We start from the raw sequence: 15,417 nt of genomic DNA, 5'->3' as shown, positions 1-15,417 counted from the left end.
AAAAACTATTCTATTTCTTCCGGATATACAAAGCCGCGATCGTTCTTCAAGGTCTCTTCTATACCGCCCAGCACTTCATTGACATGCTCTGGATTGTATAAATCCATCTTATCGATATCTATAACATACACTGGTGAAATACCTTTGTTAATGTACTCAGGTACAAATTCATTTTCGTACATATCATAGAGATCTTGATAGTATTTATAAAGCTCAGGGTTGCCGTCAATCTGTTCGAAATCTCTGCCGCGTTTTTTAATTCTTCTCATGACTTCATCAAATGAACCATGAACCATCACCATTAAATCAGGTGATTTTTTAAAGAGTACCTGCTGTTTATACAAATCGTTCAGTTCCTGCATCATATTTTCATGCAGGTCTAAGTACGTTTCATATTCCGCTTTGTCCATAGAGCCATTTTCATACTGAAGTCTTGCAAATATCATCGCATCTTCATATATAGAACGGTCTAATACTGAATTTGGATGTGCCATGGCACTTTTAATCGCTTTAAATCTATGGTTTAAGAAAAATACCTGCAGATGAAAACTGTATCTTTCCGGTTCATCATAATATTTTTCCAGGAATGGATTGCCATCAACTTTTTCTTCCAGCAAATCAACATCAAAATGTTTTGCGATTACTTTTCCCCACTCTGTTTTTCCTGCTCCGATTGTTCCTGCTAATGTAATCAATATACCTTCACCTTTTCCATGGTTCATTTTATTCACCAAATTTATCTATTATTCTTAAACTGTCGTTAATGATTTCTTCCAATCAAAATTAAGCCTTAATAATTTTACCAGATAAACAGATACTTTTGAGAAATATATTTGTGCAATTATCCATACAAGTTACTTTAGTAATTAATAGAATAAATACTCCTTTTATTTTATTGATTAAGCTAATCATTTCCAGCTTTTTTCATTTCATAATACACTGGTCTTACTATAAGAAAGAGGTAGTTCAATTATGCAATCTTATTACAGTGATGTGATGCAATTCAGAGGCACTCATTATGACTTCGGTCATTATCAGGGTGAGCAGCTAAAATACTCCCCCATTTTACCGAATCGTGAAAAACAATGGGGGAAACGGTCTAAACGCCATTTTATTACTGATACAGACACTTCTATAAATATAATTAAAGATATTGCACCGGCTTTAATCGATGAAATTCACGGTCTGGCAGATGCGCTAGAAGTAAGTCTGGCAGATGCCTTTAAAATGTTCGGCGGCTATTATTTAGAAACGCCAAAAAGCGGCTGCTCCATATTTACCGAGTCAGAAATTACGACAGTCACCCAAGAGGCTATGAAGGCAGGTATATTTTCTTCCAGCCAGCTGACGGCGGCTATGCTTTTATGGGCCCGACGATGCAAATTACAGAGCGTAATGACGGTATGAATGAAAAGGGGCTCGTGATCGGCTATAACTTTACACATACCAAAAAATCCTTTGACGGTTTTATGTGCAGTATGATTGCTAGATTGGTTTTAGAAACATGTGCAGACGTTCATGAAGCTATTGCACTGTTAAAAGATATTCCCCACAGACATTCATTCAGTTACGTTGTCCAGGATTCAAACGGCGTGTCCTACGTCATCGAAGCATCTCCGAGAAACGTTGCAGTCAGACAGTCCAATGTATGTACCAATTACTTCCATATGCTGTATGAAGAAAACCGCTACAGACAAGAAGAAACACGACAGCGTGAAGAAAATATCATAAATAAGCAACAACACACCACTTCAAGCTATGAAGCTTTTAAAATAATGAACAGTCTCGATGAAGATATCGCTTCAACAAAATACGATGCCTCAGCCGGAACGATTCATACTTCAGTCTATATACCAAAAACACTTAAAACGCTTTTTGTGATAGGACTGGATAGAAAACCGGTCATCTTTGATTTTAAAAAATGGCTGCAGGGAGAAAACATTAACATTACAAAAATAAAAGGTGAATTGGATTTTGATAAACCCTTTGTTAATATGGAGTAAATGTTAAACACGCAGATGATGGAGCGCTGATGAAATATGAATGAAGACATCCTAATATTATTTTTAATTGTAATCATCGCTGCATCACTGCAGGCCAGTACGGGGTATGGCTTCTCAATTATCGGCACACCATTTTTACTTATCATACTGCCCTTTCATGAAGCCATTCAGATTAACATCATACTCTCAATCTGTTTATCAGCAGTAATGATTTACCAAATACGCCGTGAAGTTGACACAGATCTTATGAAGAAACTTATTAAAGGAAGTATCGCCGGATTGATTGCCGGCCTCCTACTCTACCTGTTCATGGATACTAGTGTTTTAACACTGACAGTTGGCATCATGATACTCATCTTAACAGTCATGCTCATCAGCAATTTCACAATAAAAAGAAGCCCCCAGAAAGATTATACTGCGGGCGGTTTGTCGGGGCTGTTAACGACAAGTATCGGCGTACCCGGTCCGCCGCTTTTGCTCTACTTTGCTGGTGCAAAAATCGATAAAACCGTACTCAGAAGTACGACACTTGCCTTCTATTTATTTGCTTATACTGCAAGTCTGCTGATGCAGATCACATTTGGCGGCACGAATACAGAAATATGGAAAATGTCATTGCTGGCGCTGCCGGCACTCTTTATCGGTGTCGTTATCGGTCAGCTGATCTTTAAAAAAATCAGCCAAGAACTATTTTTATATATTACATATGTCATTTTAATATTAACTGGAATTTATCTTATAGTAACGAGTATTTAAAAGAATGGTTAATATTAAGAAGATAAAATATGAAGAAATCAGCCGCCTGTAATTTTTATTAAAAGTCAATAAATAATGTAGAGAACTTAATATATCAGTATCTTTTATATAATGTGCAACATTATAATAAGCATTAGTTGGACAATAGAAGATTGTCAATAGACGATCTTCTATTGTCGTTTCCAGACCATAATGTGTAGCACTTTATTCTTAATGCCTTCTAAATACTTTACTATGGTACTATGATGATAAATAGTTCTTCAACTAACGGGCCATTTAACGGATGTACGCTTACTGAATCAGAAGTTGCTACCTATGGACCTTGATCAATCCACTTACTTGTATAGTAATATGCTATTCCTTTTTACAGGAGTCGTTGTCACTAGTTGGCTGATCACCTTGAATGTATATAAACGAAGACAAATTCAATTTAAAAGTTGAATACCAGAGATAAATTAAATGACTTCTAGCTTTCTTAAGCAATCGGGCGCGTTAGTTGAACAAGATAGTTAAAATAGCCTTGTTAAATTATTTTTAACAAGGCTATTTTTGTATATTATTAATGTTCTATTTGAACTGCTCAAATTGGTTAGTTACCCATCGCTCTTGATTTTCTGCAACGTATTTTTCAACTGCTATTAATCTATTTGCCAATTCCTCTTTCGAAAGCTGCATATACCTCTTTTTAGCGATGCTTACATCACGTTCAGACGAAATTCTTCTTAAAGATGCTTCGTCAAATATAGAAGGTATTACAGGATTTTTACGTGTGTTTTTTACTTTATACGTTCTGCTATGCTTTTGATAATAAGAATGTAGTTCCCCGTTTCGTTTAATCGTATTTTGATGGATGCCTTTTCCTTTTTCATCAAATGCTTTTGAGTGCTCACTAATGTTGTGATATGTTACAGGAATCGTTTGTTCTAATAGAAAATCAATTGTTTGAATACCGATAGTAAGTGAACGCTCTTTACGTTGCTTATGTACTTTATGGAGCCATTGCCGCTTATCTGAATGGGTTAAGCTTTGTTGCTGTTTCATAATGACGTTCCTTTCTATATTGTTTTATCAAGTCAATCTCTTTTAATTCGATCTTAGCTTGCTTCGCCATTTCTTTTGCTTTACGAACTTCAACTTCTAATCCGATACTCTTAAAGCGTTTCTCCATATCTTTTGATAATTGAATAACTTCTAAAAGTTCATCCTCTTGGTCTGGTTCAGGCACTTTTGCTTTACAACCTAGACATTGCATTTTAATTGGACACACGAAATCAGTTACGCACGTACCACCTAATACTTTGTTATACACCCCAACCTTTTCAGCATGTTCATCAAATTGCTGTTGCAGCTCTTTAGGGCTTCTTAAATACGCATCATCAATATCAACATAGCTTGAAATAACATCATGTAATTCACTTACTGATTCAGAGATTTGTGATGGCGTCGGTTCGGAGTAATAAGATGTTACATTCAAATCCTTTTGATGTAACATCTTTGCTACAATATCAATATTCACGTTTTGTCGCTGGACTGCTTCTGTTGCAAAAGCATGGCGTAAAAGGTGCGTCTTGATTGTTACAGGCTTACCACTCTGTGTTTCAAAAACCAATCCATGAAGAAGAAATTTAATGCAACTATATATAGTTTCCTTTTTCATCACCTTACCTTCGTATTGAAAATAATAGGGCATAGGTTTAGGGAAAAGATGCCTTCTAACACCTCTATATAAATTACTCGGTATTTTCTCGGTAGCATAATGCTCTTTTAACAGTCTTGCTACGGTTTGAATATGCTCCATAGTCTGTTTGCTTATATAAAATTCTTCTATAGAATCTCGTCCCTTAGGGATAACTTTAAATGAGAAATGCAACTTCTCTTTAACCTTTTTTATAAGGATACATTCTTTCGTATTACTGATTTGAAGTAATTCATTAATTCTTGCACCAGTGGTTGTTAAAATATCCGTAGCCAATAGACCAAATGTGCAAGCGGCGTAAAATGGCTCTACATCAATCAATAAACCTTGTGCTTTGTATTTGTTCAAAGCTATAAAAAGTGACGGTGTTAAAATGCCTTTATGGCTAGATGAAAATGAAGTAGGATTTTGCCCATGTTCATTTTCGTAGCCCCATAAAGATAAAACCTTTAGAATACGCTCATGTTCTTCAATTGGTCTATTTTTAAACCAATATCCGAGAACATTAAATTCAATCAATTCGTTAAACCAGAGACCTTCTCCTTCTGATTCACCCTCAAGTGATTCCGCACGAATAAATTCTAGGAAATAAGCATTATTTTTATTAGAATAAGTTAATTTCCTCTGAGTTGCTTGCTTTATAACACTTTTCGAAAAATGTGTCTGGTGGTGCAATACAAAGGATGGTTTATCCCATAAACGAAAATGAAATCGCTCTCCGATACGTTCAGGTTCATCATAAAAAAATTCAATTGGCAGTGATAATGATTTAGTTTCTACCTCTTGTATTTGTTGATGAAAGGCTTCACGTAGCCTTTTCATTTGATTCCATCGTAAGTTTGCTTCTGCACGTATCGTTGGAAGCATTGGCACAATAGCATCTGTTTCGTCTTTACGTATAACTTGAGCGTGTTCTAGTGCTAACTTTCGGAATGAAAAATCTCTTGAATCAAATGTGGTAGGTTGCAATAGAAACTTTTTATAATATTCTTGTTCCTCAAAAGATAAGTTGTTATAAACCCATTTCTTTGTATGGTACTCAGCTACACTATAGCAGCGCCATAAATCAAACCTTTTGTTGTTAGAATCGTTAGGAAAGATTTCACTCTTCAAATATGAATATAAATGAACATTCACATCGAAATCTAAAAGTCTAGTAATATTAAAATTAGTAAAAATATCTTTAAATCGTGTGTTTAAGGTCCCGATGATCCGTTGTGTAGTGCCGACATCCTTTTTTTGAGTTGTTTCAATTAATATAATTAATAAAAGGTGATTCTTCCAATCAAAATTTAAGCAATTCCTATTAAGGTAGATAAAAAGCCGTTCATCTACCTTGTCGATTAAAAACTCATTTCGGCAATTTTGTAGGCACATTAGCTTTGTATCCATTTTACCAATCCATTTATCATACCATTCCGTTGATGGTCTTAGTTGCATTGTGTCAGCCAATTTTATTCCAACCCTTCTAATAGTTCTTGTAACTCTTCATCAACCAATTCAATATTTGTTGTTTCGATGACTGTTGGCATTAGTTTTCTTGAGGATTTACGTTGTTTGGTGTATTCTCGCTCTCCTTGTGCCATTTGTTCCAGCATATTTTCATGAGCTTCACGATGTTTTGCTTCGTCAAAATGATGTTCATATACATTCATGGTATCTGGATTTTTCCATTTCATGTATTTAATTAATTCATTTTTACGCTGTTGAATTTCAGCTTCATTTTTTGAAACATTATAGATTTCTTTTAGGCGGGAAGTGACAAACCAATGTCTTGCTTTATGTGGATTTAAACTCATTTCATTGACAATCATTGCTCGATTCCAATGATAGTACCATGCGTGATAAGTAAATGGTGTGCCATTTGCAGATAAGAAGATTGGTGCATCATCAGGTAATTGGTCAAATTCTAAATGGTTTTCATCATAGGATTTTCTCTCGGTGTATATATAGTGAAACAATCGCTTGACTGTATCTTTACTAAAACGTAGGAACTTGATCTTCCTACCATGACTCCCTTTGTTAAACGTACTGACCTCTTGATGACTTTTACGCTGACGATAATCTCCAACAGTTAGTTCAATAATTTCCGATGCCCTTGCTCCCGTTTCGAATAGCATACGAGCTACGATCATTTCACGTTGCGACCAATTTACTTTTTTCCCTGCTTGATAAACTTGATAAGGTAAATTCATATCATCAATAATTTGAGGCTGCCATTCTTCATTGATGACTTTGAAATAGGAATCTGTTAATCTTCGATGAATGATAGGGTCTTCTGTTCCTGCAACTGAAGGCATTCTAGGTTTATCTTCTCGAACACCTTTTAATTCATCTTTATAGATATGCAGAATAGCTTGTCCATCAATTAAAGGGTTATAGTATGGATAGTACCTTAAACGAATCATAGCCTTATAAAATGATTTTAATGCTGATAAAAAACGGCTTATAGTATTAGGACTTTTATTTGTTAAGTTTACAAAACGAAACGAATCTTTATCACGAATCTTACATCTCATTTCATACAGTAAGTAATCTTCAACAGCCACACGTATTTTCTCTTCTGAATCATTCCATTGGACTGGGTTTCCCTGATAGTTACTCTCTTCCTCAAGCCACTTGAAAAAGGGTAATAAGCACCTTAAATAAGATGTTGCTGAACTCTTATCAATTCTCCCTAAACAATCTTGATAATAATCTGTCAAAGGTAGAAAGGGTTGGTTATCTTTAAATACTAATAGCTGATATTTACTTATAACATGTTTTGGACAATACTCATACCAATACAATTATTAGCCCCCTTAAAAAAGAACAATTATTCCATTATAATGTTTTTTCATAGCAATTGTAAAATGTTAAACTCTTTAATAAAACAGGAAAAAAGGTAGTTAAAACAAAAGTGCACACCACTAAAGTTAACTCTTAGTAATGTGCATTTTTATAATGTGTGTAACATTATAAACAAGATATGATGTAATAAGACATCATGTATAATTACTTGTCTTTAATATTACAGAGTAGGTGGCTTTTTATTTTGCTGTATTTAAAAAGCGGTTATGCGATCGGAGAAATGACTTTCTCTTCCCACGAAGCCTTATTTGTTTTAATAAATGAAATTAATTCCTCTTCATCTTTAAAAATAATATCATGGCGCTCAATATGAATGAGTGATGAAACTGTGAAACGAAACCCGAAAATCGGGCGTTTGTATATGGTGTACTCGTGACGCTCCGTAGCAAAAACGATCTCATTATCGGTAGACGTAACGATGACCCAGTACTTAGAATTAATTAAATTTAAAATGTTATCCACAAATTTCCTCCTCTTGATGGTTTAAGCATAACACCATTGATGTAAATTAAATACTTAATTCCTTTCGCATTTAAGAGTAAAAACTGGAGGTAAAATGACAAAATTTAATCTATGTAAATTTCGGCACAAAAAAAGCTCAATTCCTTTTGGAATTGAGCTTGTATAAGCGGAGATGGAGAGATTTGAACTCTCGCGCCGCGCAATGCGACCTATGCCCTTAGCAGGGGCACCTCTTCAGCCACTTGAGTACATCCCCATATGGCTCCACAGGTAGGACTCGAACCTACGACCGATCGGTTAACAGCCGATAGCTCTACCACTGAGCTACTGTGGAATAGTATGTATGTTTCAACTGAACAAGATTCATTATAGCAACGAATATTAATTAAATCAACAGTAAACTTAATAATTGTTAAGCAAAATTTAAAAAATTGATAAATAATTTATTATTTTTCTATGAATCATCTATATTTTATTGAATTAGACTATTCTATTAACAGATTTAAACTACTTTTCAAATAATGTCCAACTTAAAGATTTTAATTGTAAAGTTAAAATATATCCTTTTTAATAAATTTAATCCACCTTAATTGAATAAACATTTAATCAAGGTGGATTAAATAAGTTATTTTAATATATTAATAATTTCTCTTTTTCTATCAGATAATAATACCTGAATCTCATTATTCAACTGGGCTGTTTCTTCTTTAATTTCATCAATTTTATTCATTGTTTGATTTTGTTTACTGTAATCAGGAAATGATAAAATTAAATTTCTTATTTTATCAGTAGATGCTCTATTATTGCGAGAAAACCCTTCCTGTATACCCGCCTCATAAAGTACATGAGATAAGTATCTATAATCTATTTCATTCGTATTTAATCTTATATACCCTACATGATCTGTAGGGTAGAATTTTTGATTCTCAGGAAGGTAGCTTACATTCCAGTCACCATCGATTCCCCATAGAACGGATGGCTTTGAAAAATCCTTAACAATATCATCATTTATTAGAGCACTACTCTCAATGACATTCGCCGAATAAATTGGGATTCCTTCTTCTGTATATTTAGATTTTAAAACTCTTCTTCCAATATTTAATTCAAATAAATCAGAAGATAATCTGTAACTTTTTAATTCGTTTCTTTGCAGATTTTCTAACAACATTTTAATTTCTTTTTCATTTTCAATAATTAAATCTTTATTATTATTTATATTTTTTGTAATGTCGTTAAATATTTTAATTATCTTATCTTGTATTGCTAAAGGAGGATGAGGTATTAAAATCTCTTCACGTAAGAACTTACTATTTAAACTGTTACCAAATGATTTGCTGTTGCCATTATCTAAAATAACCATTCCTGAATCAAATAATGCAAATAAGTAATCGTCTTTAATATCATCCGTGAGAGGGACCAGGCCAGCAATAGCTTCATTAGTGTATAAATCCTTACCAGCTTTTGCAACTTTCCCTATACTGAGTTTGAAACTTATTAATGTAGTTCCTTTAGGTATAAGTTTCACATTAGACTCTTTAACAGCTAAATCAGATATTTTCGAGTTAGTATCATTAATAATGTCACTTTTCATTTCTGAGATTTGCACCCATAAATTATCACCAACATAATAATCGTTATTAGATGTAGATGGAGTTCCACCAATTTTAACATCTACTAAACTACCTAAAGCTTTTACAGGGTAACTAGATTTAATAACTTTTGGTTTTGTAGTTTTGAATTGAGCACTGAATGATGTTTTTTTAAAGTTTAATAAATCTTTTGCATTTAAAATAGATACATATTCTTTATTTTCATCACTTATTTCCAGTTCTTCATCTTTAAAATTCTTTTTGATCAGTGTATTGATTTTTGTAGGATCATCCAAATCAGCTGGATTAAATAAAGGTGTTTTAATATTATTTATCGCTTGATTTTTTGAAACATCCATTTCTTCATCTGATAATGTTGTTCCAAGATATTTTATACCTTCTTGACCTCTTCTTGTACTCCAATCATACCCTAAGAATTTCTTTATCTCTGCTGATTTACTAGGTGATTTCACAACTATAACTTTTTGTTTCTGGTTGTAAGTTAATGCGTGATAGAATACTTTTTCTTTTTCTACCTCAATAATATAATTTCTTAGGGCAAATAACTCTGAAGCTTCTTTCATGTCTTTTGTATACTTTGTTGTAATTTTCTTTTTGTTTATATTTTTATATTCTGCACTTTTATAAAAATTTATCTCATATTCTTTAAAGATATCAAATTTAAAAAGTGGTTCTACATCATTATTTCCTTGTTGTAAAGTGCAAAAGCTCTCATAGTCAATGTCTAAATCGTAGCAATACTGTTTAACTAATTTTATATCGTCTTTTTGAACATTTTCATTATTAAACCAACGTTCTACTGAATAAAAATAATGATCAGAGATATTTGGTGGATAATCTTTCTTTTTCAAATATAGGACAATAGTATTTTGTCCAGTACTTCCGAAAGTTTTACTACCTAATTGTACAATTGAAACTATATCAAATTTTCTCAATATAAACTTTCTTATCGCTATATCTACAACGAAACTATTAGATAATATGGATACAGGGAGTATGATAGATGCAATTCCACCAGGTTTTAAAAGTTTATACGCTTTCTCAATGAAGAAATATTCAATAGAGTTGAATGTATGGGTATTACTAACATATTTATTAAGTTCAAAAGAATCTTGCTCACTTAAAGATAAAGTAGTTAGAAAGCCTTTAACAGAGTATGGTGGGTTTGCTATAACATAATCAAAGCTTTTTTCTTCTATTTCACTATGTTTTTTCAAACCATCGCCGTATATTATATTTATATCATCTTGGCCATACATAAATGCAGAGACTTTAGCTACTTTACTCAATCTATACTCTTTTTCAATCCCATAAATATTCGAATACAAATCGGTATTCGAAGAAGTGACTGATATAGATTTAATTTGTTCTGCAAATTCATTTAAAAAATGACCAGCTCCACATGCATAGTCTATTACTTTCGGTGACTGTCCAGTTTGTTCTAACGGTAAAGATGAAACTATGAACTTCACTATTGGAATTGGTGTAAAGTACTGACCTTCTGATTGTTTAACACCATTGTCAAGGAAACCTTCAAAAAGATCCCCTAAAAATTGATTTTGACTTTCGGTTTTCAAGTTTTTATTCTGAAACATTTTAATTAACTCTACTAGCACTTTAGAGTTTTGATAGAATAATTGCTCATTATACACTTCTAAAAATGCAAAATCACTATTTGAAAAATATTTTAATTGTTTAAAATAATCAAGAACTGCATCTTTAGCAGCGTCTTTAGTTAGACTAAAGGCTTTAGATACATCTTCTTCCGCAACATATGTTACTGATTCATCTAGAAATTTTTGCATTCCTATCTGGTATAACTTTTGTAATCTATCTACTAAATCAAAATATGTATCTTGGGTAACACCTTTCCAAACGAACTGTAAGTCGTCAGGATTTTGCTCTTCATCTACAATTTTAGCTAAAAATAAATTCACAAGTTTATCGAAAGCATTTTCTCTACCACCGATATTATATTTTCTCAAAATCGAGGCAAACTCATTGTACTTACGTTGGACTTCGTCATGAGTAATATCATTCAAATCTTTAATAGATTTCTTTGATTTATTGACGTGATAAGGACGTATATCTAATTCTAAAACACCGTTTTCTAGAGAGTCTAACTGATAAGTATCTCTCCAAACTTCAAACTTATCATTACCACCTTTTGCTGCATTATAGCTTTTCGGATTTTCTAAAGTATCTAGAAATTTTTCATTATCTATTAATGGGATTGCGTGATAGTATCTGATAATATCGGTTTCTTGAATTCTACTTGTATACAAAATTAAAACTTCTGCTGAATTTTCTTGACGTTCATAGCTAAAAAGTTGATCGCCATCTTTTTTTGTTTTTTCCCAAGCCTTGTCAAACTCATCACCATAAGTTTTTGCTTCAATAATCATGAAAACATCCATTTGATTATTATGGACAGTTACATCTGCATTTCCAGATTTCTTATTTCTTCCCAATTGATATGCTTTTTCTATCACAATATTATTCTCTTTATAACCTTGCTTAAGTAAATTAACTACAATATCTAAGACTACTAAATTTTCCTCTGCAGAAAAATTTAGTGTAGTTGTTCTACCAATCTCTATATTATTCGGATAAATTATTTTTTTGTTATCAAAGTCGACTGTAACAACACTATTTTTAATTATTAGTTCCCAAATATTTTTATTATGTATCTTTTTAAATTCTAAAGCCTCTACCCATTCTTGTACTTTTTTTATATCTAAGGACATTCTCATTGCTCCTAATTAGTTTTATATAATAGAATACATTAATCTACCTTATATTATATAGGATAGTTGGTATTACTCAAAACAATAGATTGAGCAGATTACAAAAGAACACTATGTTTAAATTATCAGAATAAATAATTTCGCGATTCTCATTATCATTGACCTAAATGAGAATGTGGTATATAATTCGGTTAAAGATAGATTTTTGAGAGGGGTAATTAAAAATGGGAAGACCAGTTTATCCTGCAAATCAATTAAGAGGCTTCATTAACACAATTAACGATTTATCAGCAGATCTTGTTTTGCAAGAATCCATGCACCATTTTAATGTAGAATTATATAATGCAAAAATAGAGGAATCACTCATCGAGAAAAACGAAGAAAAATTCATGATGTACACTACTTTACTAAAAGAACTGTAATAGATGGACAAAAAATCAGGAGCACATTTAAAATGTGTTCCTGATTTTTTGTGTTTTCTCTACTATATTTATTTATTATATCTCTGAATAATTTTAAACTTCTATTCTATTTATCATATGATACTTCATACCTTTTCTCTCTGATACTAAATGCTCTTTCTCCACCCTCTAAAATATCAAAAATATGTGTTTTAATCCCTTTTTCTTTTAATAAACCTTTATTTTCTTCAACTATATTAGATTCCAAAGGTCCATTTATATATTCAAAGTCATATTGAAAGTTTTCTTTTTTTAAGCGATCTTGGTTAGCAACCACGACATTTTCTGAATCTGTAAGAACCACTAAGTTGGCATTATGTGTCACCATAATAACTTGTCTTTGTTCGCTTATCTCTCTTATTGTGTCTACTAAATCTGTAGATATTGTTCTGTTATCTAAATTATCTTCAGGTTGGTCAATGAGAATTGGATGATTATCATTCAACGTATTTATTAACAATTTCAAAATCACTAAACCACTCTTACCAGGTGACATCTTAGAGATTACTTCATCATTATCTTTCATTGTTAAATGCAAACTCAACATTGGCTGTAAATAAGATTGTAGTATTAAGTATCTATTTTCATGCTTCTTAAATTTTGATTCTGATAAATTTAAAAGTTCATCTGTATCTAAAATAATAGTACTAATAATCTCTTCAATATCACTTGGATTATACTTTATCTTATAGTGTTCATCTTCACTTATAAATAAATCTTTTGGTAAATAGCTTCTCTGATTAATTTTTTCTAAGAATGTTTCGAATGTCTTAGTGTTTTCCTTAAATTCAGCTACTATTGTTACATCGTTAAACTTTATAGGATTATTATTTATACTTTTAATGACCTGATTTAAGGTTTCATAATAGATTTTAGTATTCTCTTTTAACTGAGAAATAGCAGAATTTTTGGATTGTAAAACTTCCTCTATTTCATTTTCGTAATTTTCAATAGAAGTGATTTTATCTTCCTCTATTACTTTTTTCTTCTCGATTTTCTCTATTTCATCTTTTTTCTCCATTAATTTTTTATATGGGTCTATTTCTATTTCAAGTTCACCAATAGTGTCAATTATGGTTTTTTTATTAGTAATTTCATGATTCTTTACTTGCTCAATTTCTTTTATAAAGGTATTTTTATCATTATTTAGATTCTGTTTGAATAAGTCATATTGACTCAATAATTTCTCTGGATAGACTTGAGAATCTAGACTGTTCACAAAATTCTGGAAATATTCTTTAATATTTGATTGTAAACTTATTAATTCTTCTTCACACTTTTCGATGGCTTTTATCTTTTCATATTCGTTCTTTATATTTTCTTTTAAATCTTTATACTTAATAACATTCTTTGAATCAATATTACTTTCTGCAACTCTTATATCTATCTCCGACTGTAAAGTTTTTAGTTCTTGAGTAATTGCTGACAAAGAACCTATCTCAGCTTTTTTCATCTCTATATCTATTTTATGCCGTGATTTTTCTTCTATTATTTGTATTTGTTGAAAATTATCTTTAGAAATTTGTTTTTCTAGATTATTAAGTTGTTCTAATTCTGTATTTATATGCTTATTCTCTGAAATAAAATTTATTAGTTTTTCTTGTAAGATCGGACTATCTTCACGTTCTGCAAGTTCATTTATATACATTTGAGGAATATACGTAATATTACCTTCTTGATTATCAATATTAGATTTAATTCCGTTTCTCCAGATGGTGTTTGTCTCTAAACCTTCAATTACTGAATTCTTATAATTATTATTCCACAATTTTTCATCACTTATTTTATCTATAAAACTTTGATTTATTGATTGTGCAATTTTATATAGTAATAAAGACTTACCTGAAGATTTACCTCCTATAATAGTATTTAAACCCGATGTGAAATTAATATTTTGATTTCCAAATAAGTTAGACTCATCATTAATTGTAACCGATTCAATAACTTCATAGTTTTTCTTCTCATCTGGATGATCTTTCTGTATTTTCACCCTACTAATTGGTTCATGTGTTATTTGTTTTAACCCATCAAATGATAATTCTGCTTTTATCCATGTATTTCTATCTAAATCAGGATTACAAACTTTTTCAAGGATATGAGCGTCACAACCATGTATACATGGTAATTTTCTCTCATGTGAATTTGAATAGTACTTTATATCACCTGGATTACTTGTAAAAATAAAGTCACACGATCTAAGTATTTCTTCCCTAATCCCCTTCATCTGATTGTCTTTAATGCCAGATGCTCCGTCATTACTACTATTTGCTACACCAATTAAATATTTCCCCTCGAATATTGACTTATTCTCATTCAATACTCTTTTTACTTCTTTGTAATTAACTTTGAATTGTTCAATACCTATTTCTAGTGCCTTTTTATCAGATAGTTTAGCATTTCCCGAAAAACTCTTACCTAAAGAAATAAAATCATTTTTAGTTGCATTATATGTTTGGTCATTATATTCAAAATTTAATTTATTTAGAAATTTTTCTTGAATTGAGTTATATACTTCTTCCGAAAAAAGTATGTGATAATTAACGCCTTTATCACCATATGTAGAGTTTTCTAATCTCATTTCTATATTAATAATTAGTAACTCTATATTTTCTAATCTTCCTGAGTCTTTATACTCTTTTACCTTTTTGAAGTTTTCTATTAGGTAGTAATCAGTTATACCTAATACTTTTATATCTGATTCTTCTATCTTATTTAAATATGAATCCCAGTCACCTTTAAAGTTATCATTCTTAGCAGTCTCAGGTGTATGAATATGTAAATTCCATTTATTCCAAGTAGCACCTATATAATTCATAATGCTATCCTCCCTAT

11 protein-coding genes, 2 tRNA genes and 1 pseudogene are annotated in these 15,417 nt (G+C 31.5%); 5 read left to right on the top strand and 9 right to left on the bottom strand.

Annotation, left to right across the window (positions count from 1 at the left end):
• Window positions 1-5: 5 nt before the first annotated feature.
• On the bottom strand, window positions 6-722 hold the full coding sequence (locus tag IEU81_RS00435) for a deoxynucleoside kinase (RefSeq protein WP_092599061.1): 717 nt from the start codon (window positions 720-722) through the stop codon (window positions 6-8).
• Window positions 723-972: 250 nt separating this feature from the next.
• Here IEU81_RS00435 and IEU81_RS11075 point away from each other — a divergent pair, with 250 nt between their 5' ends.
• From IEU81_RS11075 to IEU81_RS00420, 4 genes and pseudogenes are all read left to right on the top strand, one after another.
• On the top strand, window positions 973-1,407 hold the full coding sequence (locus tag IEU81_RS11075; RefSeq protein WP_308807820.1) for a C45 family peptidase: 435 nt from the start codon (window positions 973-975) through the stop codon (window positions 1,405-1,407).
• Complete coding sequence (locus IEU81_RS00430) at window positions 1,329-2,003, top strand: C45 family autoproteolytic acyltransferase/hydrolase (RefSeq protein WP_308807829.1); 675 nt, start codon at window positions 1,329-1,331, stop codon at window positions 2,001-2,003. Before IEU81_RS11075 ends, IEU81_RS00430 begins: the two co-directional genes overlap by 79 nt.
• 36 nt (window positions 2,004-2,039) lie before the next feature.
• Window positions 2,040-2,759: a sulfite exporter TauE/SafE family protein gene (locus IEU81_RS00425; RefSeq protein ID WP_186089775.1), complete on the top strand. Its 720-nt coding sequence runs from the start codon at window positions 2,040-2,042 to the stop codon at window positions 2,757-2,759.
• 276 nt (window positions 2,760-3,035) lie between these two features.
• A pseudogene (locus IEU81_RS00420) lies at window positions 3,036-3,200 on the top strand (tetracycline efflux MFS transporter Tet(L)); the annotation flags it as partial.
• Window positions 3,201-3,326: 126 nt separating this feature from the next.
• Here the strand turns inward: IEU81_RS00420 and IEU81_RS00415 are convergent.
• The 7 genes from IEU81_RS00415 to IEU81_RS00385 all read right to left on the bottom strand — a co-directional run bounded on the left by IEU81_RS00415 (window position 3,327) and on the right by IEU81_RS00385 (window position 12,124).
• Window positions 3,327-3,800: a hypothetical protein gene (locus IEU81_RS00415; protein ID WP_092599052.1), complete on the bottom strand. Its 474-nt coding sequence runs from the start codon at window positions 3,798-3,800 to the stop codon at window positions 3,327-3,329.
• Window positions 3,766-5,907, bottom strand: coding sequence for a site-specific integrase (locus IEU81_RS00410; RefSeq protein ID WP_308807819.1), 2,142 nt, complete (start codon window positions 5,905-5,907; stop codon window positions 3,766-3,768). Before IEU81_RS00410 ends, IEU81_RS00415 begins: the two co-directional genes overlap by 35 nt.
• Window positions 5,908-5,909: 2 nt before the next feature.
• Window positions 5,910-7,244, bottom strand: coding sequence for a tyrosine-type recombinase/integrase (locus tag IEU81_RS00405; protein ID WP_092599049.1), 1,335 nt, complete (start codon window positions 7,242-7,244; stop codon window positions 5,910-5,912).
• A 265-nt stretch (window positions 7,245-7,509) separates the two neighbouring features.
• Complete coding sequence (locus tag IEU81_RS00400) at window positions 7,510-7,767, bottom strand: hypothetical protein (protein WP_092599046.1); 258 nt, start codon at window positions 7,765-7,767, stop codon at window positions 7,510-7,512.
• A 167-nt stretch (window positions 7,768-7,934) separates the two neighbouring features.
• A tRNA-Ser gene (locus IEU81_RS00395) sits at window positions 7,935-8,023 on the bottom strand.
• A gap of 3 nt (window positions 8,024-8,026) precedes the next feature.
• Window positions 8,027-8,101 (bottom strand) — tRNA-Asn (locus tag IEU81_RS00390).
• Between the two features lie 291 nt (window positions 8,102-8,392).
• The gene (locus IEU81_RS00385; protein ID WP_186089771.1) at window positions 8,393-12,124 is read right to left on the bottom strand and encodes an N-6 DNA methylase; all 3,732 of its coding nucleotides are present in this window, start codon (window positions 12,122-12,124) and stop codon (window positions 8,393-8,395) included.
• A gap of 224 nt (window positions 12,125-12,348) precedes the next feature.
• Between IEU81_RS00385 and IEU81_RS00380 the strand changes: the two genes are divergently transcribed.
• Window positions 12,349-12,546, top strand: coding sequence for a hypothetical protein (locus IEU81_RS00380; RefSeq protein WP_186089770.1), 198 nt, complete (start codon window positions 12,349-12,351; stop codon window positions 12,544-12,546).
• A gap of 106 nt (window positions 12,547-12,652) precedes the next feature.
• Here the strand turns inward: IEU81_RS00380 and IEU81_RS00375 are convergent, their stop codons facing one another.
• Window positions 12,653-15,400 (bottom strand): TrlF family AAA-like ATPase, encoded by a 2,748-nt coding sequence (locus tag IEU81_RS00375; RefSeq protein ID WP_186089768.1) that lies wholly within the window; start codon window positions 15,398-15,400, stop codon window positions 12,653-12,655.
• Between the last annotated feature and the right edge of the window lie 17 nt (window positions 15,401-15,417).

It is taken from the genome of Jeotgalicoccus aerolatus (genome assembly GCF_014635205.1).
GTDB classification, from domain to species: domain Bacteria; phylum Bacillota; class Bacilli; order Staphylococcales; family Salinicoccaceae; genus Jeotgalicoccus; species Jeotgalicoccus aerolatus.
The sequence above is the reverse complement of the archived record's forward strand: the minus strand, read 5'-3'. Positions and strand labels throughout refer to the sequence as shown.

Excerpts from the sequence above, each read along its gene's own strand:
- IEU81_RS00435 (WP_092599061.1), bottom strand. The coding sequence starts at position 722 with ATGAACCATGGAAAAGGTGAAGGTATATTGATTACATTAGCAGGAACA.
- IEU81_RS11075 (WP_308807820.1), top strand. The coding sequence starts at position 973 with ATGCAATCTTATTACAGTGATGTGATGCAATTCAGAGGCACTCATTAT.
- IEU81_RS00425 (WP_186089775.1), top strand. The coding sequence starts at position 2,040 with ATGAATGAAGACATCCTAATATTATTTTTAATTGTAATCATCGCTGCA.
- IEU81_RS00415 (WP_092599052.1), bottom strand. The coding sequence starts at position 3,800 with ATGAAACAGCAACAAAGCTTAACCCATTCAGATAAGCGGCAATGGCTC.
- IEU81_RS00385 (WP_186089771.1), bottom strand. The coding sequence starts at position 12,124 with ATGTCCTTAGATATAAAAAAAGTACAAGAATGGGTAGAGGCTTTAGAA.
- IEU81_RS00380 (WP_186089770.1), top strand. The coding sequence starts at position 12,349 with ATGGGAAGACCAGTTTATCCTGCAAATCAATTAAGAGGCTTCATTAAC.
- IEU81_RS00375 (WP_186089768.1), bottom strand. The coding sequence starts at position 15,400 with ATGAATTATATAGGTGCTACTTGGAATAAATGGAATTTACATATTCAT.